The sequence below is a fragment of the Gilliamella sp. Pas-s95 genome (assembly GCF_009795795.1).
GTDB lineage: Bacteria > Pseudomonadota > Gammaproteobacteria > Enterobacterales > Orbaceae > Gilliamella > Gilliamella bombicola.
Window position 1 is genome coordinate 1 of sequence record NZ_WTFC01000022.1, and the last position, 25,534, is coordinate 25,534.

At 35.9% G+C, this 25,534-nt stretch carries 23 protein-coding genes and 1 pseudogene; 4 read left to right on the top strand and 20 right to left on the bottom strand.

Features of this window, described 5'->3' with window-relative positions; translation table 11 throughout:
• Window positions 1-505: 505 nt before the first annotated feature.
• The gene (locus GQ598_RS07070; RefSeq protein WP_160403227.1) at window positions 506-1,537 is read left to right on the top strand and encodes an AI-2E family transporter; all 1,032 of its coding nucleotides are present in this window, start codon (window positions 506-508) and stop codon (window positions 1,535-1,537) included.
• Window positions 1,538-1,910: 373 nt separating this feature from the next.
• Here GQ598_RS07070 and mnmE read toward each other — a convergent pair whose 3' ends face one another.
• From mnmE to GQ598_RS07085, 3 genes are all read right to left on the bottom strand, one after another.
• The gene (mnmE, locus tag GQ598_RS07075) at window positions 1,911-3,272 is read right to left on the bottom strand and encodes a tRNA uridine-5-carboxymethylaminomethyl(34) synthesis GTPase MnmE (protein ID WP_160403229.1); all 1,362 of its coding nucleotides are present in this window, start codon (window positions 3,270-3,272) and stop codon (window positions 1,911-1,913) included.
• A gap of 144 nt (window positions 3,273-3,416) precedes the next feature.
• Complete coding sequence (locus GQ598_RS07080) at window positions 3,417-4,016, bottom strand: YdcF family protein (protein WP_160403231.1); 600 nt, start codon at window positions 4,014-4,016, stop codon at window positions 3,417-3,419.
• Window positions 4,017-4,589 (bottom strand): DNA-3-methyladenine glycosylase I, encoded by a 573-nt coding sequence (locus GQ598_RS07085; protein WP_091346254.1) that lies wholly within the window; start codon window positions 4,587-4,589, stop codon window positions 4,017-4,019.
• 231 nt (window positions 4,590-4,820) lie between these two features.
• Here GQ598_RS07085 and GQ598_RS07090 point away from each other — a divergent pair, with 231 nt between their 5' ends.
• The gene (locus GQ598_RS07090; RefSeq protein WP_160403233.1) at window positions 4,821-6,158 is read left to right on the top strand and encodes an MFS transporter; all 1,338 of its coding nucleotides are present in this window, start codon (window positions 4,821-4,823) and stop codon (window positions 6,156-6,158) included.
• A gap of 113 nt (window positions 6,159-6,271) precedes the next feature.
• Here the strand turns inward: GQ598_RS07090 and gorA are convergent, their stop codons facing one another.
• The 11 genes and pseudogenes from gorA to ribE form a co-directional block, all read right to left on the bottom strand.
• On the bottom strand, window positions 6,272-7,624 hold the full coding sequence (gene gorA, locus GQ598_RS07095; RefSeq protein ID WP_160403235.1) for a glutathione-disulfide reductase: 1,353 nt from the start codon (window positions 7,622-7,624) through the stop codon (window positions 6,272-6,274).
• Between the two features lie 289 nt (window positions 7,625-7,913).
• Complete coding sequence (hldE, locus tag GQ598_RS07100; protein ID WP_160403237.1) at window positions 7,914-9,338, bottom strand: bifunctional D-glycero-beta-D-manno-heptose-7-phosphate kinase/D-glycero-beta-D-manno-heptose 1-phosphate adenylyltransferase HldE; 1,425 nt, start codon at window positions 9,336-9,338, stop codon at window positions 7,914-7,916.
• 54 nt (window positions 9,339-9,392) lie between these two features.
• On the bottom strand, window positions 9,393-10,154 hold the full coding sequence (gene tatC / locus GQ598_RS07105) for a twin-arginine translocase subunit TatC (protein WP_160403239.1): 762 nt from the start codon (window positions 10,152-10,154) through the stop codon (window positions 9,393-9,395).
• Between the two features lie 11 nt (window positions 10,155-10,165).
• Window positions 10,166-10,489: pseudogene (tatB, locus tag GQ598_RS07110) on the bottom strand (Sec-independent protein translocase protein TatB); the annotation flags it as partial.
• A 3-nt stretch (window positions 10,490-10,492) separates the two neighbouring features.
• Window positions 10,493-10,711 (bottom strand): twin-arginine translocase TatA/TatE family subunit, encoded by a 219-nt coding sequence (gene tatA, locus GQ598_RS11355; protein WP_160403243.1) that lies wholly within the window; start codon window positions 10,709-10,711, stop codon window positions 10,493-10,495.
• A gap of 98 nt (window positions 10,712-10,809) precedes the next feature.
• Window positions 10,810-12,351, bottom strand: a complete 1,542-nt coding sequence (ubiB, locus tag GQ598_RS07120; protein ID WP_160403245.1) for a ubiquinone biosynthesis regulatory protein kinase UbiB — start codon at window positions 12,349-12,351, stop codon at window positions 10,810-10,812.
• 14 nt (window positions 12,352-12,365) lie between these two features.
• Window positions 12,366-13,142 carry a bifunctional demethylmenaquinone methyltransferase/2-methoxy-6-polyprenyl-1,4-benzoquinol methylase UbiE gene (gene ubiE / locus GQ598_RS07125; protein ID WP_160403246.1) on the bottom strand — a complete coding sequence of 259 codons (777 nt, stop codon included), beginning with the start codon at window positions 13,140-13,142 and terminating at the stop codon, window positions 12,366-12,368.
• Between the two features lie 61 nt (window positions 13,143-13,203).
• Complete coding sequence (gene nadR, locus GQ598_RS07130; RefSeq protein WP_160403248.1) at window positions 13,204-14,130, bottom strand: multifunctional transcriptional regulator/nicotinamide-nucleotide adenylyltransferase/ribosylnicotinamide kinase NadR; 927 nt, start codon at window positions 14,128-14,130, stop codon at window positions 13,204-13,206.
• Between the two features lie 159 nt (window positions 14,131-14,289).
• Window positions 14,290-15,345: a TrmH family RNA methyltransferase gene (locus tag GQ598_RS07135; RefSeq protein WP_160403249.1), complete on the bottom strand. Its 1,056-nt coding sequence runs from the start codon at window positions 15,343-15,345 to the stop codon at window positions 14,290-14,292.
• Window positions 15,346-15,366: 21 nt separating this feature from the next.
• Window positions 15,367-15,786: a transcription antitermination factor NusB gene (gene nusB, locus GQ598_RS07140; RefSeq protein ID WP_091346280.1), complete on the bottom strand. Its 420-nt coding sequence runs from the start codon at window positions 15,784-15,786 to the stop codon at window positions 15,367-15,369.
• 4 nt (window positions 15,787-15,790) lie between these two features.
• Entirely contained in the window at window positions 15,791-16,261 is a 471-nt protein-coding gene (gene ribE, locus GQ598_RS07145; RefSeq protein ID WP_091346282.1) for a 6,7-dimethyl-8-ribityllumazine synthase, read from the bottom strand.
• A 394-nt stretch (window positions 16,262-16,655) separates the two neighbouring features.
• Here ribE and lpcA point away from each other — a divergent pair, with 394 nt between their 5' ends.
• Both lpcA and GQ598_RS07155 read left to right on the top strand, forming a co-directional pair.
• On the top strand, window positions 16,656-17,234 hold the full coding sequence (gene lpcA, locus GQ598_RS07150) for a D-sedoheptulose 7-phosphate isomerase (protein ID WP_160403251.1): 579 nt from the start codon (window positions 16,656-16,658) through the stop codon (window positions 17,232-17,234).
• Window position 17,235: 1 nt separating this feature from the next.
• The gene (locus GQ598_RS07155) at window positions 17,236-18,015 is read left to right on the top strand and encodes a class II glutamine amidotransferase (RefSeq protein WP_160403253.1); all 780 of its coding nucleotides are present in this window, start codon (window positions 17,236-17,238) and stop codon (window positions 18,013-18,015) included.
• Here GQ598_RS07155 and mdtH read toward each other — a convergent pair.
• The 6 genes from mdtH to pncB form a co-directional block, all read right to left on the bottom strand.
• Entirely contained in the window at window positions 17,993-19,204 is a 1,212-nt protein-coding gene (gene mdtH / locus GQ598_RS07160; protein ID WP_160403256.1) for a multidrug efflux MFS transporter MdtH, read from the bottom strand. The genes GQ598_RS07155 and mdtH overlap by 23 nt on opposite strands.
• Window positions 19,205-19,663 (bottom strand): methylglyoxal synthase, encoded by a 459-nt coding sequence (locus GQ598_RS07165; protein ID WP_160403289.1) that lies wholly within the window; start codon window positions 19,661-19,663, stop codon window positions 19,205-19,207.
• Between the two features lie 135 nt (window positions 19,664-19,798).
• Window positions 19,799-20,941 (bottom strand): porin, encoded by a 1,143-nt coding sequence (locus GQ598_RS07170; RefSeq protein WP_091346289.1) that lies wholly within the window; start codon window positions 20,939-20,941, stop codon window positions 19,799-19,801.
• A gap of 302 nt (window positions 20,942-21,243) precedes the next feature.
• Complete coding sequence (locus tag GQ598_RS07175) at window positions 21,244-22,389, bottom strand: porin (RefSeq protein ID WP_160403258.1); 1,146 nt, start codon at window positions 22,387-22,389, stop codon at window positions 21,244-21,246.
• A 290-nt stretch (window positions 22,390-22,679) separates the two neighbouring features.
• A complete protein-coding gene (asnS, locus tag GQ598_RS07180) occupies window positions 22,680-24,083 on the bottom strand; it encodes an asparagine--tRNA ligase (RefSeq protein ID WP_160403260.1) in 1,404 nt (467 codons plus the stop codon).
• A 161-nt stretch (window positions 24,084-24,244) separates the two neighbouring features.
• Complete coding sequence (pncB, locus tag GQ598_RS07185) at window positions 24,245-25,438, bottom strand: nicotinate phosphoribosyltransferase (protein WP_160403262.1); 1,194 nt, start codon at window positions 25,436-25,438, stop codon at window positions 24,245-24,247.
• Window positions 25,439-25,534 lie beyond the last annotated feature (96 nt).

Below are 25,534 nucleotides of genomic sequence, written 5' to 3' on the forward strand. Positions count from 1 at the left end.
TCGAGTTATGGTTGTTTTTTGCAGAATTATTATAACTCACATCATGCCGTCTAAAAAATAATCACGAAAGATCAACACGCCCTAATAATGCGCTACTTTTTTTGTTAAAAAATTGTAAAGTTTTGTCAAGGTTTGAGTTAACCTGCGTTGACGTGATTGTGTGGGAATGATTTTGAGTAGTGATTTTTGACTAAAAAAACACCGCATAAAAACTTCAATAAAATCAATACCTTTTCTGACCTATTTTTGGTTAGTTAGATGGCTGTTATTAGGATACGCTATTCTTGTTTTTACTAGTTTGTTAGTTGTTAGCATTTTACCTAGGTTGTGTAAGAGTTTTCTTTAACCTGTTAAAAATCCTTAACTAAATTATAAACAGTTCATGTTTAATTAGTAACAAAAAAGGACGGATAATGAACTCTCTGCTATAATTCTGTTAATTTTTTACCGTTACCACGTATCGTGTTTTAATTAAATAAGTTTTTATTAAAAGGAAATTTTCTTTATGCCACTAAGTAATAATCAAAAATTAGGTCTATTTTGCCTTGTTTTGTTTTCTGTTTTTTTTATTATTTTGATGCAAGTTCATTTAATGCCTGCAGTGATAGCTGGCTTGTTAACCTATACGTTAACACAAAAATTAGATGATTTTTTATCACGAAAAATGGTACGTTTTAGTCATCAATCAAAATTAGTTTCGGTACTCTTCCTCACGACACTGATTATGAGCATTTTTATTGGTGGCTTTTGGTATTTATTTGCTTGGTTTGTTGATATGGCCAAGCATCCAGCCGAAACGTTGATAAATTTGAAATTAGTGGTCAATAATGTAATAAACAGTCTACCGCCAAGTATTACCCATTATTTACCTGATGATTTAGACGAAGTTAAATCAACTATAATGATTTACCTTAAAGATCATGTCTTTTATCTGCAATCTATCATCAAAAAAGTATTTCATGATTTAATTATATTAATTGTGGGAATGATCATTGGATTAATTTTGGGTTATAAAGAAAATCAACGCAACACTGAACATAATAAAATTACACAAAGAGCATTAACCAAAGCCTTAAAAGCTAGCTTAAACCGGTTAGTTGTAGTATTTCAATATGTAGCTATGTCCCAAGTTGTGATTGCATTATTTAATACGATGATGACCGCTATTTTGCTATTTATTATTTTGCCTTTATTTGGCATTCATTTGCCATTTAGTAAAAGTTTAGTGTTAGCCACATTTGTTTTTGGTCTTATTCCAATTATTGGTAACTTGATTGTTAATGGATTAATCTTTTTTGTTGCATTTACCATATCATTTACTGTCGCAATGGGGATTATTGTTTATTTAATCTTAATTCATAAAATGGAATATGTACTTAATGCAAAAATAGTCGGGACAAAAATTCATGCAGGTATCTGTGAATTGTTAATTGCGATGCTCTTTTTGGAGACCCTTTTTGGCGTTATTGGTTTAATTTTTGCACCTATTTTTTATGCATTTATTAAATTATCATTAAAAGAGCTAAGAATTATTTAAATTTAATCATTAATTCATCAAGTTACCATTATCATAAGTTGTGTTATTAAGGAATCGATTTTTATTATTGATCAATCAGCAAGCTAAATGTTGAACAATGGAATACAGCTATAGCACAACTTATAGCGCTGGTAATACGATGGGGTAGCTTGTTACTCCTTCTTCCACACTTTCCCGCGCCTTGGTAGGTGCTATAGCTTTTTTATCACTTTTTATGATTACCCCCCTCTTTTACTTTTATGACAAAATAGTTTTCAACTTTTGACCGTACTATTTTAGGGGGAGTAACAATGGTTGTTTCCTCCCGAAAAAACAATAAAAAATAAATTCAATAAAATCAATTGCTTTTCTGAACACTTTTTATAAAGTATGTTTACTTACCTATGCAAAACGAACTAAATATGCGACCTAACAAATCATCAGAGGTAAATTGCCCTGTGATTTCACTTAATGCTTCTTGCGCTAGCCTTAGTTCTTCGGCAAGTAATTCTCCAGCATGGAATGTGATAAGTTGGTGCTTACCATTGTTTAAGTGCTGGGTAGCCTTTTCTAGTGCTTGTAGATGGCGACGTCGAGCCAAGAATCCACCTTCGGTACTACTAGTAAAGCCCATTGCCTGTTTTAGATGTTCACGTAGTAAGGCGATACCTTCACCTGTTCGTGCCGAAAGTTGAATAAGTGAGTAGCCATTTACTTCACTATATCCTAGTGCTTCGCCCGTTAAATCGGCTTTGTTGCGGATGACAGTGACAGGCATCTGTTTTGGTAAACGTTCAATAAATTCTGGCCATAGTTTTTCTGGATTGGTTTCGTTGGTGGTAGTGCTATCGACCATAAATAATACGCGATCAGCTTGTTCAATTTCTTGCCAAGCGCGTTCAATGCCGATTCGTTCCACTTCGTCACTCGCTTCGCGTAGTCCGGCTGTGTCGATAATATGTAGTGGCATGCCGTCGATATGGATATGCTCGTGTAAAACATCTCGGGTTGTGCCTGCTATATCAGTCACAATAGCAGCATCACGACCAGCTAAGGCGTTAAGTAAGCTTGATTTACCGGCATTAGGGCGCCCTGCTATAACAACTTTCATGCCTTCGCGTAGTAGTGAGCCTTGCTTGGCTTCTTGCCTGACTTCGTTTAAGTGTGTAATAACTTCATTTAGCTGGGTCTCAATTTTGCCATCAGATAAAAAGTCGATTTCTTCTTCGGGAAAGTCAATCGCCGCTTCGGTAAATATCCTTAAGTGAATCAATGATTCAACAAGCGCATGTATTTTTTTTGAAAATACGCCTTGTAGTGATGAGATTGCCGATTTTGCTGCTTGCTCAGAACTAGCATCAATTAAATCAGCAATCGCTTCAGCTTGAGCAAGATCTAATTTATCATTTAAAAATGCACGCTCCGAAAACTCCCCTGGACGAGCAATGCGGACATTGGGGATTTCAAGAATGCGTTTTAAAAGTAAGTCTAAAATAATCGGCCCACCGTGACCTTGTAATTCAAGAACATCTTCACCAGTAAATGAGTGGGGATTAGGGAAAAATAAGGCAATACCTTCATCTAGTGTAGTGCCATCCGATGCTAAAAACGGTAAATAATCGGCATAACGCGGTTTGGGCAATTTGCCCAATACAGCTTGGGCAACCGCTTGCGCTTTGGGGCCTGAAATACGTAAAATACCTACCCCTCCACGACCGGGTGGTGTTGCTTGTGCGACAATAGTATCAGATTTCATCTTTATTCATTTTTAAATTAAACAGCAATGTTGCCATGATACCATGGACAACAAGTAAAAACAGCTGTTGCTTATGGCGGTACTTTGATTAGCTGATTGAATTAAAAACAGTGTATCGATAAAAATCTGATCTCATCGCAACCATCATTCTTTTTTAAGTTGTTCTTTAGGATGATCAAATAACCAAGAGTTTGCTAATGCTAATGGCTCTCTTATCATTGCGATATATTTATCAAAATTAGACCAATTCAACGGCGCAGAGAGACCTGATACTTGCTCGAATCCTGAACGTTTGGCCAACATGACTGAGCGCAATAAATGAAAGTCATTAGTGACGACGACGGTTTTTCCTAAAGGTAAGAGATCATTTGCATAAAGAAATTGTTGAGCGGTGCGAGTTGATTTGTCTTCTATATAAACTCTTGATGATTCAATGCCTTTTTTGATTAAGTAATCAGCCATTACACTAGCTTCGGTTGCGGATTCGTCTTTACCTTGTCCACCACAGACTATGGCTTTTGTGTTGGGATTATTGTGTAGATAAGTCACCGCAACATCTAAACGCGTTTGTAATGTCAGGGGCGCTTGCGCAGGTGTTCCCACTACTTGGGATCCTAAAATAACCATGGTGTCAGCGTTATCTTGTGGCGGTTGCTGGGTATAGACAAAAATAACCACATTGCAAACAATAAAATAACCGAGTATAGCAATAACGGTATACTTTATTAGTTGTATCATGTTCATTCACTTAAATTCCTTTTTAAAGCAATATTCAAAATGGTCATTGACTAACCCCATGGACTGCATAAAAGCATAACAAATCGTTGAACCAACAAAACTAAAACCTTTCTTTTTTAATGCTTTTGACATTTTGTCCGAGGTTTCTGTGCTAACAGGAAGTTCGCTTTTGTCTTTGTAATAATGAGTAATTGGTTTACCATCAACAAAAGACCAAATAAATTGTGAAAAATCTTCGTTATTTTTTTGCATTAATAAATACGCTTGGGCATTTTTGATTATGCTATTTAGCTTTAGTCGGTTACGTATTAGTCCTTTGTTTTCCATGAATAATTCAATGTCTTTTTCAGTCAATTGAACAATTTTTTCAGGATTAAAATCAAAAAAACAACGGCGATATTCTTGCCGTTTTTTTAGTACTGTGATCCAAGACAAACCCGCTTGTTGACCTTCTAAGCAAATTTTTTCAAATAACTTAAGGCTATCATATTGGGGAATGCCCCATTCGTTGTCATGATAAGCAATATACAGCGGATCGTTTGTCACCCAACTGCAACGCTTTACTTTTGGATCTATCATTAAATCATCCTTTTGAATTAACCACCATGGTATGGTGATATCTTTTTATCCAATAAAATATATTAAGATTATAAATCAAATATACAGTTTAATGTCATTCATTAAATTTTTTTATGATGAAAAAAAAGGCTTTTTTTTGTGGCAGAATGGAGACCTTTATAAGGTTAGGTCAAAAAAGACGAATTTTCTTGATTTTTTATCTCAATTTAACAATAAGAATAAGGTTAGTTCATGAATCAGTCTGAAATCAATGCACAGTGGCAACCCCCTGCGCGTCCATTAAATAGTAAGGACTTAAAAACATTAGTTTTGTCTTCTTTAGGTGGTACGCTAGAGTTTTATGATTTTGTTATTTATGCACTTTATATCGATACCATCGTTAAACCGCTATTTTTACCTCATACATTATCCCCTTTGACGTTAGATCTGTTTGCGTGGGGAATTTTTGCTGCTGGTTATTTAGTTCGACCTGTGGGCGGTATTATTATGGCTCATTTTGGCGATAAAGTGGGCCGTAAAAAGATGTTTACCCTAAGTGTCGCAATGATGGCGCTACCAACTTTCATCATTGGAGTTTTACCCACTTACGAAATGATCGGTATTTTTGCACCACTATTGCTTTTGATTATGCGCATGTTACAAGGTGCAGCGATCGGTGGCGAAATGCCAGGTGCTTGGGTATTTATTGCAGAGCATGTGCCAAAACAACGTTATGGACTTGGTGTTGGCACATTAACATCAGGAATTACTGGTGGTATTTTACTTGGGTTTATTGTCACAATTATTATTGATCTTTGTTTTACGACACAAAATATTTTAGATTACGCATGGCGTATTCCGTTTATTATTGGCGGTATTTTTGGGGTTATTTCGGTTTATTTGCGCCGTTTTTTATCAGAAACACCTATTTTCAAGGAATTAGCCGCTCGCAAGGCGATTGAGAAAAATATCCCAGTTGTTACCGTACTACAAAAACACAAAACAGCCTGCGCAATTGTTGCATTGTTAACGTGGTCATTGTCTACCGCTATTATGGTGGGGATTTTAATTACCCCGGGTCGTATTGTGGGCGCAATGTATCATTTTTCTAACCTTGATTGGCGGATCGGTGGTTGTATTGCCGCTTTAACCTTAACATTAGGTTGTATTATTTTTGGTTGGTTAGATGATAAGCTTGGTTCAACTAAAACCTCGATGATTTGTTGGGGAGGCCTTGCGGTTTCTAGTCTCTATTTTTATAGTTCATTATCGCCTGATATGTCGCTAACTAAGCTTTATTTAATTTGGGCTATTTTTGGGCTTTTCATTGGCTCTGTTGCCATGACACCGATAATTGGGACAAGGACTTTTCCACCTGCAATTCGTTATTCAGGCTTATCGTTTTCTTATAATTTAGCCTATGCGTTATTTAGTGCATTTACACCAACATTAACCATTTATCTATTAAGTCCTGAACATTTATTAGGGGAATATAGTTATTTGGGTGCGGGTATTTATATCTCTTTTGTGGCATTAATTGCAATTGGAGTTGGTTTCTATCCTTTAGCTAAAAAAGGGTTGGAGCAGTAACTCAACTAATTATTAGCCAGTAATGATTTTAGCAATAACAAAGCGGGAGAGTTTCCTGCTTTGTTATTTAACTTTGTACTATATACTAATGTGATATACAAATAGCTATCATATTAACGCATGGTAACAAACTCTTCAGCCGCTGTTGGATGAATAGCAACTGTATTGTCGAAGTCTTTTTTGGTAGCGCCCATTTTCAGTGCGACAGCAAAGCCTTGTAACATTTCGTCCATACCATATCCAATACCATGAATACCAACAATTTTTTCATCTTTACCAGCGCACACTAACTTCATACGACATGGCTGACGATGTTGCGTAACTGCGGTATACATGGCCGTAAAGGTGGATTTATAGACTTTGACGTTTTCTTCACCATATTGCAGTATCGCTTCTGGCTCAGTTAAGCCTACTGTACCAATTGCTGGGTGGGTGAAGACGACGGTTGGAATATTGCTATAATCTAAATGTTCATCAGGTTTATTGTTAAAAAGCCTTTCTGACAAGCGACGACCCGCGGCAACCGCAACCGGCGTTAATGCCATGGCGCCTATATCATCACCGACTGAATAAATACCCGGTACATTGGTATTTTGATATTTATCCACTATCACAAAGCCTTTATTATCAATGTCAATGCCTGCTGCCTGTAAATTCATGTCTTTTGTAGCAGGTTCACGGCCAATTGCCCAAATTAAACAATCGACAGTATAACTTTCGCCGTTTTCTAGTGTTAAAGTTAATGACTCATCACTGTTTTTAGTGACGGATTTTGGCACCGCAAAAGTGTGAAGGTGTTGCCCTTCTGTTTTTATCACTTCCATTAAGGTTTCAACAATTAATGGATCAAAAGTGCGTAATGGTGTGGCATTGCGAACAAATTGATGAGTTTGTGCGCCAAGTGCATGTAATACACTTGCGATTTCGCAAGCAATATAACCAGCGCCTACAACTGCCACACGCTTAGGTAAGGCTTTTAGCGCAAAAAATCCATCAGATGTGATACCATATTGCGCACCTGGGATATTCGGAATTGTTGGTTTGCCCCCCACAGCTATAAGAATATGATCGGCACTATAATGTTCACCATTTACCTCAACTGTATGAGAATCAACAAACTTAGCATATCCATGAATCACATCAACGTTGTTATTATTCAGGACTCGATCATAAGATTGATGGATTCGATCAATATAAGCGCTTCGGCTAGCAATTAATTTATCCCAACTGAATTTATTAATAGTAGTATCAAAACCGTAATCGGGACCATAGTGATTAATGGCTTCAGCAATTTGTGCACCATACCACATCACTTTTTTAGGCACACAACCAACATTCACACAGGTTCCACCTAATAATTTTGCTTCAATAATGGCACATTTTTTTCCATAGGATGCAGCTCGGTTAACCGATGCTATCCCACCACTACCGCCACCAATGGCAATATAATCATAATGTTTGGTCATAAAATATCCTTAATACTCTTTTTCAGAATTTGGTCACTAGCTTTGCATAAAGCGCATAATAAAAAAAGTATTAATTTTGAAATTTAACAATAGTTATTACCTATTAATTTTCAATAACTGTTAATGATTTTTTTATTAAAGACTTGGTCAACATTACTAGTGTTTTTTGATGATTTTTTTAAAGTTTGTCTTAAGGCGTAATTAAAATAAGAAAATAAATAGTTGTTTTTTCCCATTCTAAAGCAAATCGGTTACTCCAATGAGTAACCGATTTGATTGACAATAAGATTTAGCGATTTTTTATAGCATTAATAATATTAGTCGTGGAACAGCCATCTTCAAAGTTAAGCACTTTAACGCTACCGCCAGCAGCGATAACTTCTTTGCCCCCAGCTATATCTTCGGGTTTATAATCGCCACCTTTGACTAAGACATCGGGCAAGACATTAGCAATGAGTCGTTGAGGGGTTTCTTCTTCAAATGGAACAACCCAATCAACCGAATCAAGTGCACCCAGTACAATCATTCGTTGCATGAGTGGATTAATTGGTCTTGATTCGCCTTTTAGTTTTTTTACCGAGGCATCGCTGTTCACAGCAACAATTAGGCGATCGCCAAGTTTCCGAGCATTTGCCAAATAAGAAACATGCCCTGCATGTAAAATATCAAAACAGCCATTGGTCATGACAATTTTTTCACCACGCATGCGCGCCTTTCGAACCTCTTCTTTTAGCTCATCTTCGCTCATGACACCAAAACCATCATCAGCACGTGCACGTATGGCGTTTTCTAGTTCGACTTGTGAAACAGTCGATGTACCAAGTTTACCAACAACCACACCGGCTGCAGCATTAGCTAAAAAACAGCTTTCTTCTAAAGATTGCCCGGCAGCTAAAGAGGCGGCTAATGTCGCAATTACAGTATCGCCAGCACCAGTGACATCAAAAACTTCTTTGGCTTGGGTTGGCAGGTGGTAAATTGGTTTGTCCAATTGTAGTAATGTCATACCTTTTTCACTACGCGTGACCAGTAGGGCTTTAAGATCATACTTTTTGATAAGCTGATAACCTTTTTCGACAATGTCTTCTTCGTTTCGGCAATGCCCAACCACGGCTTCAAATTCAGCCATATTTGGCGTTAATAATGTTGCACCACGATAACGCTCAAAATCCGTACCTTTAGGATCAACTAAAATCGGTACATTGGCTTGATTAGCAAGTTTAATCATTGCTTGAACTGCCGATAATGCACCCTTAGCATAGTCCGATAGAACCAACACTTTATTAGTCGTTAATGCTGTTTGAATGCGTTCAAGAATAGGCGTTGCATCAACATTACCAAATCCTTCTTCAAAATCGATACGAATCAATTGTTGATTGCGTGATAAGACTCGCAATTTGGTGATGGTTGGGTGCGTTGAAACGGATACAAAATCACATTGAACGTTATGTTTACTGAGTTGTTCATCAAGAATTTTTGCCGGCTCATCAATGCCTGTTAATCCAATAAGTCGTGCATTACCACAAAGTGAAGTAATATTCATCGCAACATTAGCTGCACCACCGGGTCTTTCTTCTAGGGAGTCAATTTTAACAACGGGTACAGGGGCTTCAGGTGATATGCGATTAGTTCCTCCATACCAGTAGCGATCTAACATAATATCGCCCACAACTAATACATTGGCACAATTAAAATCAGGTAATGATGTTTTCATTATGACTTGTTATCCTTACTTGTTCAGTTTAATTCATTGGTTATCTGTTTATGTCTATTGTTCAGACTCTTGGCAGTCATCTTCTATATTGCCATGTTGACGTGGTTGGTAAAAACGGGCAAAAAAGGTGCCAATTTCAAACAGTAAACAGATAGGTACAGCTAATAATATTTGTGAAAAAACATCTGGTGGGGTAACAAACATAGCAACGGCAAACACACCAACAATAATATAAGGACGCTTTTTACGTAGGCTTTTAGGTGTGGTGATTCCAGTCCAGCAGAGCAAAATAATTGCCACAGGCACTTCAAAAGCAAAACCAAATACTACAAAAAGAGTCATGACAAAATCGAGGTATTTGGTAATGTCAGTGTTGATTGCAACATCAACCGGTGCCGTATGAATAAAAAAGTAAAACGCTAATGGAAACACCACAAAATAAGCAAACGCTATCCCCATATAAAATAGGATTGTGCTTGATACGATTAAAGGCATCACCAAACGTCTTTCGTGTTGGTAGAGTGCTGGCGCAATAAAGCCCCAAACTTGGTATAGCACATACGGAATAGAGATGAATATCGCTACCACCGCAGTAAGTTTAATCGGTGTAAAAAATGGCGCGGCAATATCGGTTGCTATCATGCTACTACCTTGAGGTAATTGGCTGATGAGCGGATTTGCTACAATATGATAAATATCATTAGAAAAATAAAGTAAACAAATTAATACCAATAAAATACAGATAATACAACGTAAAAGTCGTGTTCTGAGTTCAACAAGATGTCCAATTAATGGTTGAGTAGCATCGTCTGTCATGATTTTTTATCTGAATGTGTTTGTTGATCGATTTGCGTTGCTGAGTCGATTTCGTTTTGCAATGATTCAGTTACACGCTTTAAGTCGTCAATAGATTCTTGAATTTCTGGCGTCAATGTAGTTAGCCCACTTTGTTCGGCCTTTTTTAGACTGTCTTGTAATTCTTGCAGTTTAAGCTCTTTGTTTAACTCTAGCTGTACTGTTGCTGACATTCGGCGTAGTACTTTTATCCACCCTGCAACTGTTTTTATCGCAACAGGTAACCTTTCTGGCCCTAATACCACCAGACCAATAATTAATACTAATAGTAATTGCCCAAAGCTGATGTCAAACACGGGTTACTCTTTTTTGTTATTATTGGTATTAGTATCAGATGAGTCGGTATTTTCGATTTTTTGTGAATTATCACTATTTTTTTTACCATCATCATCATTCATTGCTTTTTTAAAGCCTTTAATTGACTCACCAAGATCTGAACCCAATGAACGTAATTTTTTTGTTCCAAATAATAATACTACTACAGCGATTAATATGAGTAGTTGAGGTAAGCTTGGCATCTGATTGTCTCCAATGGCGGTATTTAACCAAATTATACACGTAAATTATAATATTCCCAATATCACCAATTTAATAGGTAATTATTAGTCTTCAATCGTTAATTTATGATTAATATCGTAATGCATAAAGCACAAATTAACCCCAGCATTCCATACAGATTTCGTTCACGTTTTTTGCTACGCTGTAGTTGTTGATCAATTTGTTTTAATTGTGCACTCATCTGTTTGGTGATTCGTTCGTAATCATTTAATTTTTCAGGCAATGTTGGTAACATATTGCGCCATTTAGGTAGCGACTCCAATGCTTGTTGTAGTATCTTTTTTGCACTGTATTTTTCTTGATACCAATTTTCTAAAAATGGTTTTGCTGTTTGCCATAAATCAAGTTCAGGATAAAGCTGACGTCCAAGTCCTTCAATATAAAATAGCGTTTTTTCAAGAAGAGTAAGTTGCGGTTGAATATCCATCTCAAATTGGCGTGCAACTTGAAATAATTTTAGTAAAATCTGTGAAAATGAAATTTCAGCCAGTGGTTTTTCAAATGCGGGCTCACAGACATTGCGCATGGCCATTTCAAGTGCAATAACATCAGTAGTTTCTGGCACCCAACCAGATGCGATATAAGTTTCGGCTATTTTGCGATAATCTCGATTAAAAAATGCTAAGAAGTTTTCGGCAAGATAATGCTGGTCATCATCACTCAATATGCCAACAATGGCACAATCAATTCCAATATAACGTGGATTTTGTGGTTCGGTAATATCAACAAAGATATTGCCCGGGTGCATATCAGCATGGAAGAAGTTATCACGAAAAACTTGGGTAAAAAAAGCTTGAACACCCCGTTCTGCAAGCAATTTCATATTGACTTTATGTTGTTTTAGCTGGTTAATATCGGCGATAGGTACGCCTTTAATGCGTTCTTCGACTATGATATTTTTTCGACATAAGTCTTGGTATACATAAGGAATATACAAAATATCGCTATTAATAAAATTATCACGTAATCTTGCTGTGTTATAAGCTTCTTTGCGTAAATCTAACTCTTTTAATAGTGTCATTTCATAATCATGCACTATTTCAACCGCACGTAACCTTTCGCCTGATTTTATCCGCGTCGTACATTGTTTAGCAACCCAATACATTAAACCAATATCGGCTTGGATAACAGGTAAAATATTAGGACGTAAAACCTTGATGATAACCTCGGCTTGGCTAGAGTTTAATACCGCAGTATGCACCTGTGCAATTGATGCTGACGCTAACGGAGTTTCATCAAAGTTGGAAAAATAATAATCAATCGGTTGTTCTAATGCTTGTTCAATCAGTTGTTTCGCTATTTTACCGTCAAAAGGGGGGACTTGGTCTTGTAACTTTGCTAAAGCATCAGCTATGTGTTTAGGTAAAACATCACGCCGAGTTGAGATCATTTGTCCAAACTTGATCCAAACAGGACCTAATTCTTGCAGAGCTTGTCGTAAACGCTCGCCTATTTCTTGATGTTTTGCCTTAGGTCTAACCCAAAAAAAGCAGAATAATAAAATGCCAAGCCATTTTGATGAACGATGTTTCGGCAACAATTCATTTAATTGATAGGCTCGAAATACAGTTAAGATTTTAAAAAGTCTAAAAAAGGTCATTATTATTCATCACATCAAAATTTAAAGCCAGTATGTAACGCAACAATACCACCGGTCATATTGTGATATTTCACATCAACAAATCCTGCATCTTCCATCATTTTCTTCAAGGTGTTTTGATCGGGATGCATACGAATGGATTCGGCTAAATAGCGATAACTTTCAGAATCATTTGCCACAATTTTTCCCATTAACGGTAACATGGAAAATGAATACAAATCATATGCTTTATTTAGTATTTGATATTGTGGTTTAGAAAACTCAAGAATTAATAAGCGTCCACCAGGTTTCAGTACCCGCCACATGGATCGTAAAGCCTTTTCTTTATCGGTGACATTGCGTAAACCAAATGAGATGGTGATACAATCAAAATAGTTATCAGCAAAAGGTAATTCTTCTGCATTGGCTTGTACGTATTCAATATTCTTAAATAAGCCTTTATCACGGAGTTTATCTCGTCCAACTTTTAACATTGATTCGTTAATGTCAGCTAAAACAACTAATCCATCATCACCAACCAGTTGTGAGAATTTTGCCGTTAAATCGCCTGTGCCCCCAGCAAGATCTAGAACTTTTTGGCCTTTACGCACACTGCTATATTCAATAGTTATTTTTTTCCAAATACGATGAATACCAAATGACATAAGATCATTCATAATGTCATATTTATCGGCAACAGAGTGAAATACTTCAGCAACACGCTTTACTTTTTCTTGCTTTGGAACTTGCGTGTAACCAAAATCAATTTTTTCTTGATTCGTATTGTCTTTATTATCAAAAGATTGAGACATAAAATTTACCTATCACAAAGATTTACTTTATTTTAGCATAAGCCATAATAAATGTGATGAACTAAATCAATAATGCTTCAACCTTCTTTGAAACTGTTTCAAAATATTCAAGTTGGGAGCGTTGTGGTTTTAAGTCTTTTTCATGAATGACTAAATCAAACTGGTAACTGTTTTTTAGGGCTTGTAAAACATCGTTTTCTTTTTCGAAGATTTGGCTGTAATACTGCGCTAATGTTTCAAAATCAATCGAGGTAAAAATAAGCTTATTTGCAGTTTCTACTGCTTTAGTGAGTCGTTCAACGTGTAACATTGCAATTTTAATATAATCACATTCACTTAAATAGTTATGACGGGTCGAAATTTCTCGCTCGATATAATTAATATAGCCATTAGGCACATATTGCGTATTATAAATATTAGCCAGCTGAATAGGTAATTCACAAAATCTACCTCGACCAATAATAGCCACTTTTTTAACAAAGAAAGGTCTTGCTGCTTGCGCAATAAAAGACCAGTTCTTATAAGGGTTTTCACGGATCTGTGTAGCACTGATGTTCATAAAATGTCGATCAGCATCAACAATAGCAACCGAACAACCGAAATAGTGTTCATGATTTTTTACATCTTGGGGCTCGCTGGTAAAAACAACATTTGGAATAATTTTATGCTCAGCAAGGATCTGCTTAACACGATCACTCCAATCTTGCCAACCGTTAGGATAAAACTCAATACCTGCTTCATCAAGTACATGGATATGAATATTATGGCGATCTTTAAACGTCTCTTTTAACCACGAAAAACGATTGCTTATTTGAGGTTGCTTTGGTAGATGGCTTTTATCAAATAGTTGCTTATCCCGTGATGCTTCACAACCAAGAAAAATATGTAATTCATCGACTTGGCTTATAGCTTTTTCAATCAAATAAATGTGACCACAATGTAAAGGGTAAAACTTCCCGAAAATTAAACCAACTTTATGTTTAGCCATAGCTACTACCGACCATATTTAAATACTTATTAATACTCTACAGAAAAAAACCGCAATTTCTAACCAAATGATGCTATTTGATAGCTATCAATAATTAAAAATAACTTTTATCGTCTCAATAATAGATGAGGCGATGATAAAAGCTAAATTCTTAATGGCTTATTTTTTCAAATTTGATAATAAAATGCCCGTTGCCACTGAAATATTAAGCGCAGGCATATTTTCATTGCCTTGTATATGTAAGGTGACGTCAGCATTATTAATTAACTTCATGTTGATTTGCTGAAAAATAACTAAAGCTACTTTTTTGTTAAACCGGGTTTTATGCAATTCGCTTGATGCAATAGACTTTGACTGACAAGGTAATAACGCAACAACTTGATAGCCATGCTGTTTCAACATATCAATTGAAGCAATAAAATCATCACTTTTAATTGCGGCAACAGCTTCTATTCCACCTTCAGCTACTCGCATAGCTGAACCACTATCAAGTAAATTAGTTTGGCGTAACATCACTCCATTTACCCCATAAAAGGCGGCACTTCGTATTAACCCACCCAGATTATGAGGATTGTTAACATCGTCAATGGCTAAAATACAATCATGATCTTTATCATTGCTTTCTTCTAAATAATCCAATAATGTGAGTGGAATACGCTTTTTAACAATTAAACAGACACCACCATGGTGTTGAGTTTGGGTTATTTTGCTAATTTGCTCACTAGAGACAACATCATAACCCAGCCGCTGTTTGACTAGCCAGTCGATTAAATCCTTAAACTGATAAGTCATCTCTTGGGTAATAAATAGCTTTACAATAGCTGTGCGTCGATGTTTAAAAACCGCTTTACAACTATTTTCACTATAAACTAATGTTTCTTCTTTACGCTGACGATAACCATCATAACCAAATGTAGGGGCTTGATCATTATTACGTACTTTTTTCTGCCATGGCGAATCATTTGCAATAGCTGATTGAGATTGATTAAGTTCAACATTAAAACGCTTTTTGACAAACTCAGATTTATCATTTCGAGGTTTGAACGTTTCAATACGGTCATTATGATCACGTTTAGCGTTAAACGAAGATGCATTATCTTTACGCTGACCTTTCCACCCACTAAGCTTTTCTTTAGCTGAACGAGAGTGCTTTTTCGGTTCACTATTTTTAGCATAAAAAATAGTTGGTTTGCTTTTTTCGGTATTGTCGTTCATATCAATCTCACTATTAATCGGTTATCGCGTACGAATGGTTGGAGCAATTTTATCTAATACCCCATTAACAAATTTATGACTGTCAGCAGCACCAAACGTTTTTGTAAGATCAATGGCTTCATTAATCACCACTTTATAAGGTACATCTTGACGTTTCATTAATTCATAAAGTGCGATCCGCAGTATCGCTAATTCAACTTGCCCCAATTCATCAACAGTGCGTTCAGTGAGGTACGGTGCCATTTTTTCATCTAATTCGATGGTATTCTTTGCCACACCGTTTAATAACTCACGAAAATATTTGGCATCAACGCCTTTCATGTCCTGTTCTGCAATAAAACTGGTCTCAACATCGGCAAGATCGTTTTTAGAAACTTGCCAAGAGTAGATTGCTTGTACCGCACACTCTCTTGCTCGACGACGAGGATTGACTAATGCCACTAAATTACTCCTTAATTGCTTTAATAATATTTAGCATTTCTAGCGCAGTTAATGCCGCTTCAGCACCTTTATTGCCTGCTTTTGTGCCTGCACGTTCAATAGCTTGTTCTATACTTTCGGTAGTTAAAATACCAAATCCAACTGGAATGGTGTTATCTAAGCTTGCACTTAATAAACCTGAGCTTGATTCACCCGCAACAAAATCGAAATGTGCAGTGCTTCCACGAATAACGGTACCTAATGCCACAATTGCATCATATTTTTTTGACTGCGCAGCAACTTTTGCGGCAAGTGGAATTTCATAAGCACCAGGAACCCAGATAACAGTAATATTTTTATCATCGATTTGCCCAATACGTGTTAATGCATCAATTGCACCACTTACTAAACTATCATTAATAAAATGATTAAAACGTGCCACCACAATTGCAACTTTGGCTTTTGGTGCAGCCACTTTACCTTCAATTGTTTGCATATTAATTCCTTATCGATTCTATTTTAAATGCGATTTCACTTTCTTTTAAATGAAAAAATACTAACCAAATTGTATCACGAATTAAAGACTTATCCTATTGGCAAATAGCGTTACGACCAAGTTATATACAAGGTATTATTTAAAAATAATGCAAATAATTTCACTATTGTAAATATATTATTTGTTAATATTAAAATTAATTTAAATTTTGTTGTTGTTTTATTTGTTGCTACCAGTAATGATTTTAATTCGTTTTCATTTTGATATTCATTTTTATACTTAAACACACTCTTCTTGACAATATTGGTTAAATATTGGGAATTTTATTTTTATCACTTGCAAGCTATTTGGAACGAATTAAAATGGTATGTAAATTTATTAAGGAGAAATAGTAGTGTACATTGACAATATTCGTGATGAGTTAAATCAAGCCGTTGACGTATTAACCAAATTTGTTTCAGACGATAAAAACCTTGAACGAATTCAACAAGCCGCAATTTTAATTGCCAATTCGTTTAAACAAGGAGGTAAAGTTTTATCATGTGGTAATGGTGGTTCTCATTGTGATGCAATGCATTTTGCTGAAGAGTTAACTGGACGTTATCGTGACAATCGTCCGGCTTACCCTGCAATAGCAATATCTGATGTAAGTCATATTTCTTGTGTCGGTAACGATTATGGATTTGATTATATTTTTTCTCGTTATGTTGAAGGTGTTGGACAAAAAGGCGATGTGCTTTTAGGTATTTCAACTTCAGGTAATTCAGTTAATGTGCTGAAAGCAATTGAAGCAGCAAAACAAAAAGGCATGAAAGTCATTACATTAACAGGTAAAGATGGCGGTAAGATGAATGGACTTGCTGATGTCGATATTCGTGTTCCGCATTTTGGCTATGCAGATCGCGTGCAAGAAATTCATATCAAAGTCATTCATATTCTAATCTTACTTATTGAAAAAGAGATGGCTAAATAATATGTGTGAATTATTGGGTATGAGCGCTAATGTGCCAACCGATATCTGCTTTAGTTTTACTAGCCTAATTAAACGAGGTGGGGACAAAGGTCCCCACAAAGATGGCTGGGGAATTACGTTTTATGAAGGCAAAGGCTGCCGTACATTTAAAGATCCCGAGCCATGCAGTTATTCGCCTATTGCGAAAATGGTGAAAGAATATCCCATCAAATCTAAAGCCGTAATTGCTCATATTCGACAAGCAAATCGAGGCGGTGTTGCCCTAGAAAATACCCATCCATTTACCCGTGAATTGTGGGGTAAAAACTGGACTTTTGCTCATAATGGACAATTAACCGATTACCAAAATTTAGATACAGGGCTATTTCAACCTGTAGGAGAAACCGATAGCGAATATGCTTTCTGCTATTTAATTAATCAATTACAGCAAAAATATTCACAAAAACCTGTCGATGATCTTGAGCTATTTAATTTTATTAAACAATGTGCAGATCAATTAAGCCAACTAGGCATATTCAATATGCTACTTTCTGATGGGCAATATGTGTTTGCCTATTGCACAACTAATTTACATTGGATAACCCGCAAAGCACCATTTGGCAAAGCAAAATTACTGGACGAAGATGTAGAAATTGATTTTCAAAAACACACAACACAAAATGATATTGTTACTATCATTTCAACCTTACCATTAACCTCAAATGAGATATGGAACAAACTTAATACTGGCGAGGCTATTTTATTTAAAGATGGTGAAATTAGCCAATCTTCCTCATTTTAACATGTAGCATGGGTGGCTCATTTTTAAATTGATGTTGTAGATAGCTTAATGTTAATAGACCAATTGTGGTCAACGCTATCCATGGCAGATGAGGGAATCCTATTTGTATAGCGATATCATATAACCAACCAGCACCGGTATAACCAATAAATCCACCTAGAGCAAGCCCTAAACGACTAAATCCCATATAACTACCTTTCGCCTTAGGATTACTTAGTACTGTTGATAAGGTTTCACGCGCGGGTTCAGCAATAATTGCCCCTAAATAAAATAATGCAATTAGTGATAATAATGCTGTTAATTGTGTTGTAAAACCGATAATAATAAAAGCACATGACATTAAAAATAGACCAAACTTAAGACGCTGATCTAATCTAAAATATTTTTCACTCCAACGAGCAAGTGGATAAAGCAGTACCAGTGAAATACCTGCTTGAATAGCATACATCCATTTCACATAACTAGGGCTACCTGATACGCGAGTGATTGTTAAAGGTAGCATCAACATAATTTGTACCCATAGTATATAATAACCAGTTAATGTAAGCACATAGTGTGTGAATTTTTTATCTTTTATAACCATGCTCATGCCATTAAGAATAGGCACTTTACCAATAGCAATGTGGTACGCCGGCAGAAAAAAAATATTAAAAATCCCACATAAGAAAAAAATAAAAGCACCACACCAACATACTAAATGGAAGTCATAATCAATTAAAATTCCACCAATAAGAGCACCTATTACTGCTCCGGCATTATCTTGTATCATTAACAGTGATATGAACTTACCTCGCTCATGTGGACGGGTAAACTTAATGGTTAATCCCATACGAGGCGGATCAAATAATAGTCCTCCTAATGCTGAAAGTAAGCAAGAAAGTAATAATAACCAAGGCTCACCAGCAATCGCCATGGAAATAAAACCAACACAGCGTAAAAACATACCTACAACAATCATAGGTTTTGCGCCAAATCGATCAGCAATAGCACCGCCAATAATACCAAAACCTTGTTGAACAAATTGCCTAAATCCCAACGCAAAACCAACAAAGAGTGCACTCCAGCCCACTTGGCTAACAAAATGGGTTGATACAAGTGGGAAAACGACATAAAAACCTAAGACAATAAACAAATTATCAAGTAGTAATATTTGTCGCCCTGTTTTACGAATTTGAGAGGGTATTGGCATTTATTTAACTCTGTCAGCTAAATAGCTTTGATAATCAGGAATTTCAATATCAACTTCTTGTGTAAAAATAGTAGACTGAATTAACGCATTGGCTGTTGCTTGATTAGTAGCAACAGGAATATTCCAAACCGTCGATAACCGTAAAAGTGCTTTGACATCGGGATCATGGGGTACTGCATTAAGTGGATCCCAAAAAAAGATTAGGATATCAATTTTACCTTCTGCAATTAATGCACCAATTTGTTGATCGCCCCCCATTGGTCCACTAAGCATTGGGATGATATCTAACCCCGTCTCTTTATTAATTAATGTCCCTGTCGTGCCTGTACCGCATAAGTTGTGCTGAGAGAGTATTTCACGATTTTTGTTACACCAATTTAGCAAGGATTCCTTCAAGTGATCGTGAGCAACTAATGCAATGTTTTTTCTAGCCAATAATCTACGTGTGGTATAGAGCATCATTGTTATCCTAATTTATTATTGTCTTTATCGATTTTTTAACAGAGTATCAATTAAAGTGCAAGGAGTATTTAATTAGTAACAGATAATAAAAAAGGCACCGAAGTGCCTTTTAAAAAAATCAGATATAATCAATTAGAACTGATAAATTAAACCAAGTGCAACTGTATCTTTGGTTGTGCCATTGATTTGCGATTTGGTAAATGAGTGATCTTCATATAAAGCACGGCGTGCACCAATATCATCTTTATCTAACAAGTTGATTTTATAATCGATAATAGCTTGTAAGTTTTTATTAAAGTCATAAGTTAAACCAACATCAACATATTTAACTAAATCATTACTTTTAAGTCCTGCATCACTTGAATAATTAGATGCATCTTTAACTTTATGTTGGATATAAGCAACAGATGGGGTTAAACGACCCACTTCAAAGTCAATACCATATTGTGCAACAAGTTCATAACCTTTGGTTTTTAAATCATTTGCACTGTGAGTAGTTGATGCATTATCCCAACCATATTTTTGTTTACCTTGGATATATAATGCTGCTAAATAAAGGTTATCGTTATCATATTTAATACCAGCAGACCACGCTTTAGCATCTTTATGACCACCAGTTTGAGCATAACCAGCACCAACAGTTAAACCTGTATCAAGCACATCCCAATCAACAACTGAGCCCCATGCTTCAGCACTATCACGCTTATCGTCGCTAGCATGTTTATCAAAGTGACTAGTTGAGCTATTATCACCATTATCAGCATATTGAACCGCAAAACGTAACCCATTAACTAAGCCAAAGAAATCAGCATTACGATAAGTAGCAACCGCTTTTGTACGTGCTGTTAATGCATAAAGATCATTGTCTGAAGCATCACCACCAAATTCAGGTAATACGTCAGTATAAGATGTTAACGTTTTTAACACACCGTCATTACGACCATAGTCGAATGAACCAAAATCACCAAAGTTTAAACCAGCAAATGCATAACGCGTTTCATTATCAGCATTAGAGCCTGTTTTAGCTTCATATTCCCAACGCCCATAGCCAGTAACACTATCAGTCACTTGGGTTTGACCTGACATACCTAAACGTGCAGTGGTTTTATCACCTTCACCAGTTTGGTTATTGCGATCAGTAATATAGTTTAAAGCATAAACACGGCCATAAAAGTCAACTTTATTACCGTCCTTATTCCACACTTCGATAGAAGCGTTTGCTGTACCTGCAATTAGAAGTGCAGGAATAGCGATTGCTAATAGATTACGTTTCATTTTTTACCCTCGTAGGTGTTTTATATTATTAAAGATGCAAATAGTTTTGCTCTTGGTTTAATAAATAACAGCTAATAAATAGCAATTATATTATAACTGTGATATCTATTTTACTAGATAGCAAATAGATTTTATTGTACACATTCACTATTTAATAATGTTAATTAGATTATTTCTGCGAATTTGCGAATATTTTAATACTTAATGTAAATTTTTTTAAGCATAAAATGTGCTTTTAGAGTGAAAAAGATTTAAGAAATAAAAAAAGGCACCTAAGTGCCTTTTTATAAGATATTAAGAGATTAGAATTGGTAAATTAAACCAACACCTAACACATCTTTAGTACCTGGTTTAGTACCGTGGCCACGTGGGTTTTTGGTATTTTGCGCTGCACCAACGTCATCGCGATCAAGTAAGTTAAATTTATATTCAACAATTGTACTGAAGTTTTTGTTTAGATCGTAAGTTGCACCTACAGATACGTATTTAGCTAAAGGTGAATTAACGCCACGATAGTGGTAATAATACCAGTTATCTTCAAAACGAGCAGAGTCAACCTTAACTTTATGTTGAACATAAGCGATAGATGGAGTTAAACGTCCTACTTCTAAATCAATACCATATTGAGCAACTAATTCAAAACCTCTAACTTTTTGATCAAGAGTCTTCAGAGTATCACCAGTTACTGAGCTTACAAGATCTACTCTACGTTTCAATTTGCTTTGGAAATAGTTAGCACCTAAATATAAATTGTAGTTATCATATTTAAGACCGCCAGTCCAAGTACTGTGACGATGATCTTTTGAAGTTGATTGAGCATAACCAGCACCAGCAGTTAAGCCAGTATCAAAGATACGCCATTGAGCATTTGCACCATAAGCTTCACGTGAACCACCTCTAATAGAATCAACACTATTAGAATTATCGCCATTATCAGCATACTGTACTGCAAAACTAACATCGTCAGTTAAACCGAAGAAGTTATTGTTACGGTAAGTTGCAACAGCTTTAGTACGTGCAGATAACACGTTCCAATCGTTGTTTGCTGCATCACCACCGAATTGTGGTAATACGTCAGTATAAGCTGTGATTGCTTTTAACACACCGTCATTACGACCATAATCGAATGAACCTGCATCACCAAAATTTAAACCAGCAAACGCATAACGAACTTCGTTATTAGAGTTTTTACCTGCTTTTGCTTCATATTCCCAACGACCGTAACCAGTTACGCTGTCAGTGATTTGAGTTTGACCAGACATACCTAAACGAGCTGAAGTATCATCACCTTCACCTGCTTGGCCACGATCAGTGATGTTGTTAGCTGCTTTTACTCGGCCATAAAAGTCAACTTTATTACCATCTTTGTTCCAAACTTCGATAGACGCATTTGCACCTGCCGCTACTAAAAGAGCAGGGATAGCGATTGCCAATAGATTACGTTTCATTTTTTACCCTCATGGTTATTTTTCTAAAAAAGACACACCCCATAAGTTTAGTGTCAATTTTGCTTAAAAATCATTCATTCCAAAGATAATAGTATCACTATTATCTTTATTTACTTTTTACAGTATCGTAAATTATGTATAAATTTTTTTTAAAATCAAGCGAACTTTTCATAAAACCTGCTGTCTAAGCCTAAAACCAGGACTGTTTGATGATTTTTTAATCAAATATAGACTAAAAATTAGTTAACTGGAAATCCCAACCCTATATCAGATCGGGAAATTTAATCAGCTTAAAAATTTGCATTACGTGGTGTTCTCGGAAATGGGATCACATCACGTACATTTTGCACGCCGGTGACATAAACAATCAGGCGTTCAAAGCCAAGACCAAATCCAGAGTGAGGTACTGTACCATAACGGCGTAAATCTCGATACCACCAATAATCTTCTTTTTTCAGTCCCATTTCTTCCATACGTTTATCCAACATATCTAAACGCTCTTCACGCTGTGAACCACCAATAATTTCACCAATCCCCGGCGCTAAAACGTCCATTGCTGCAACTGTTTTACCATCATCATTCATACGCATATAAAACGCTTTAATATCTTTTGGATAGTTTTTTACAACCACTGGCGCTTTAAAGTGCTGTTCAGCTAAATAACGTTCATGTTCAGAGGCTAAATCGATTCCCCAACTGACTGGGTTTTCAAACTTAGCATCACAGTTTTGTAAAATAGTGATAGCATCGGTGTAATCAACTTGTGCAAAATCAGCATTAATAAAGTTCTCAAGACGTTTAATTGCTTCTTTATCAACATGCTGGGCAAAAAATTGCATATCATCAGCTCGCTTTTCTAATACGGCTTTAAACACATATTTCAACATATCTTCAGCAAGCTTAGCGTTGTCGTTAAGATCAGCAAACGCTACTTCAGGCTCCATCATCCAAAACTCAGCTAAATGACGAGTTGTATTTGAGTTTTCAGCCCTAAATGTTGGACCAAAAGTATAAACTTTAGAAAGTGCACAAGCATAAGTTTCGGCATTTAATTGCCCAGAAACAGTTAAAAATGCTTCTTTACCAAAAAAGTCTTTATCAAAATCGACCTTACCACTATCCGATTTAGGCAGATTTAACATATCCAGTGTCGAAACACGGAACATTTCGCCCGCTCCTTCGGTATCTGATGCAGTAATAATAGGTGTTGATAACCAATAAAAACCGCGTTCGTCAAAAAATTGATGAATAGCTTGTGCTAGCGTATGGCGTACACGAGTTATTGCACCAACAATATTGGTTCTTGCTCTTAAATGAGCCACTTCTCGCAAGTATTCAATAGAATGACGTTTAGCTGCCATTGGGTAAGTTTCAGGATCATCAACAAAGCCATATACTTCAACTTGTGTTGCCTGTAATTCATATTTCTGACCTTGACCTGGTGATTCTACCACTTTACCAGTGACTTTAACCGAACAACCAGCCGTTAAACGTAAGATCTCTTGTTCATAATTAGGTAAATTATTTTCAATAACCGCCTGAATAGGATCAAAGCAAGAGCCATCATAAACGGCTAAAAATGAAATGCCGGCTTTAGAATCACGCCGAGTTCTTACCCAACCTTGAACAGAAATTGTGCTACCAACAGCAATTTTGCCTTGTAACACATCAACAATAGGTGCAACTGAAGTCATTTTAATTATCCATCTCTACATTAATTGTTTAAGTAATCTTTAAAGTAATACAGATCTATTCTAACGGTTATTCCATAGCAAAATGGAATTCTTAAATAATAAAATCTTGATTACTGATCTCTATTTTCTAATATGAACGATAGGTTAAATATTAATTATTATCAAATTTTAACACTAAAAGTTCGTTTTAATTCATCAATAAAATCTAAATCCTGAGATATTGTTTTCCCTGGACTATCTGATAGTTTTGCAACGGATTGATTATTGCATTCCGTTAATTTAAGTACAATATTCAATGCTTTAGTATTCGCTTCTTTAGAAGGAATATCGCAAGCCAAAAAACCACCTACGCCAAAAGATAATTTTACGCGATGATTAAAATGCTGATAAATATTAAGTGCCTTATCAAAATTCAAACTGTCTGAAAATACCAATAACTTTGTTTTAGGATCAATGCCTAACTGCTGGTAATGCGCAATCGCCTTTTCTCCCCACTCGATTGAATCACCCGAATCATGACGAAGCCCTTGATAGTGAGACGCAAAGTGCAGGTCAAAATCACGTAAAAACGCATCCATTGTAATACAATCGGTCAATGCCACTCCCAAATCATGAGGATATTCATCTAACCAAACCTGAAGCGCATTTGTTTGACAATCCTGAAGACTATAGCTTAAACGCTGATGAGCTTGAAACCACTCATGTGCTTGAGTTCCAACAGGCGTAAGCCCTAAACGATAGGCAAGTAAATAATTGCTAGTACTGTGAAAGTTATTAAAATGCGTTTTCAAATAACTAACAACAGCCTCTTGCACCGAAAACGAATAACGCCTACGAGTACCAAAATCCATTAAATTAAAACCCGACATATCCATATTAGCTGTTTTCTCATTAAACAAAGCTAATTTATCTTTTAGCCTTGCCAATGCTTCAGGAACACCAATATTTGGCGAACGATCTTTATGGACAATCTCACTGATAATAGCAAGTAATGGCACTTCCCATAAAATGACATCTAACCATTTTCCTTTAATGGTAATAGAAAGCACCCCATCTTCATTTTTTATAGTAAGCAAATTACTATTGAAACGCCATTTTTTAAGCCAATTTAAATAGTCAGATTTAAAAAAGGAGATATTTGATAAATAGTTAAATTCATCATCAGACAAAGCTAATGATTCCATTAATTTCACTTGATGTATTATTTGATCTGCATATTGCCCAAGTAAATCATCACTACGACAACGAAACTGCGCAACCACGGTTGCTTCAGGATAGCGATGAAATACAGCCTGCTGCATATGCAACTTATAAGCATCAGTATCTAATATTGATGTAATGATTGCTGGTAACATGTAAATTTAATGCTATTACTTTAAAGAAAATTCCGAAGATTATAGCAGAATAATAATGAAGATATAGATTAATTATGTAATAAGATTGTTTTTAAT

Bases quoted from the DNA above. Each gene is read 5' to 3' on its own strand.
- GQ598_RS07070 (WP_160403227.1), top strand. From the start codon at position 506: ATGCCACTAAGTAATAATCAAAAATTAGGTCTATTTTGCCTTGTTTTG.
- mnmE (WP_160403229.1), bottom strand. From the start codon at position 3,272: ATGAAATCTGATACTATTGTCGCACAAGCAACACCACCCGGTCGTGGA.
- GQ598_RS07080 (WP_160403231.1), bottom strand. From the start codon at position 4,016: ATGAACATGATACAACTAATAAAGTATACCGTTATTGCTATACTCGGT.
- GQ598_RS07085 (WP_091346254.1), bottom strand. From the start codon at position 4,589: ATGATAGATCCAAAAGTAAAGCGTTGCAGTTGGGTGACAAACGATCCG.
- GQ598_RS07090 (WP_160403233.1), top strand. From the start codon at position 4,821: ATGAATCAGTCTGAAATCAATGCACAGTGGCAACCCCCTGCGCGTCCA.
- gorA (WP_160403235.1), bottom strand. From the start codon at position 7,624: ATGACCAAACATTATGATTATATTGCCATTGGTGGCGGTAGTGGTGGG.
- hldE (WP_160403237.1), bottom strand. From the start codon at position 9,338: ATGAAAACATCATTACCTGATTTTAATTGTGCCAATGTATTAGTTGTG.
- tatC (WP_160403239.1), bottom strand. From the start codon at position 10,154: ATGACAGACGATGCTACTCAACCATTAATTGGACATCTTGTTGAACTC.
- tatA (WP_160403243.1), bottom strand. From the start codon at position 10,711: ATGCCAAGCTTACCTCAACTACTCATATTAATCGCTGTAGTAGTATTA.
- ubiB (WP_160403245.1), bottom strand. From the start codon at position 12,351: ATGACCTTTTTTAGACTTTTTAAAATCTTAACTGTATTTCGAGCCTAT.
- ubiE (WP_160403246.1), bottom strand. From the start codon at position 13,142: ATGTCTCAATCTTTTGATAATAAAGACAATACGAATCAAGAAAAAATT.
- nadR (WP_160403248.1), bottom strand. From the start codon at position 14,130: ATGGCTAAACATAAAGTTGGTTTAATTTTCGGGAAGTTTTACCCTTTA.
- GQ598_RS07135 (WP_160403249.1), bottom strand. From the start codon at position 15,345: ATGAACGACAATACCGAAAAAAGCAAACCAACTATTTTTTATGCTAAA.
- ribE (WP_091346282.1), bottom strand. From the start codon at position 16,261: ATGCAAACAATTGAAGGTAAAGTGGCTGCACCAAAAGCCAAAGTTGCA.
- GQ598_RS07155 (WP_160403253.1), top strand. From the start codon at position 17,236: ATGTGTGAATTATTGGGTATGAGCGCTAATGTGCCAACCGATATCTGC.
- mdtH (WP_160403256.1), bottom strand. From the start codon at position 19,204: ATGCCAATACCCTCTCAAATTCGTAAAACAGGGCGACAAATATTACTA.
- GQ598_RS07165 (WP_160403289.1), bottom strand. From the start codon at position 19,663: ATGCTCTATACCACACGTAGATTATTGGCTAGAAAAAACATTGCATTA.
- GQ598_RS07170 (WP_091346289.1), bottom strand. From the start codon at position 20,941: ATGAAACGTAATCTATTAGCAATCGCTATTCCTGCACTTCTAATTGCA.
- GQ598_RS07175 (WP_160403258.1), bottom strand. From the start codon at position 22,389: ATGAAACGTAATCTATTGGCAATCGCTATCCCTGCTCTTTTAGTAGCG.
- asnS (WP_160403260.1), bottom strand. From the start codon at position 24,083: ATGACTTCAGTTGCACCTATTGTTGATGTGTTACAAGGCAAAATTGCT.
- pncB (WP_160403262.1), bottom strand. From the start codon at position 25,438: ATGTTACCAGCAATCATTACATCAATATTAGATACTGATGCTTATAAG.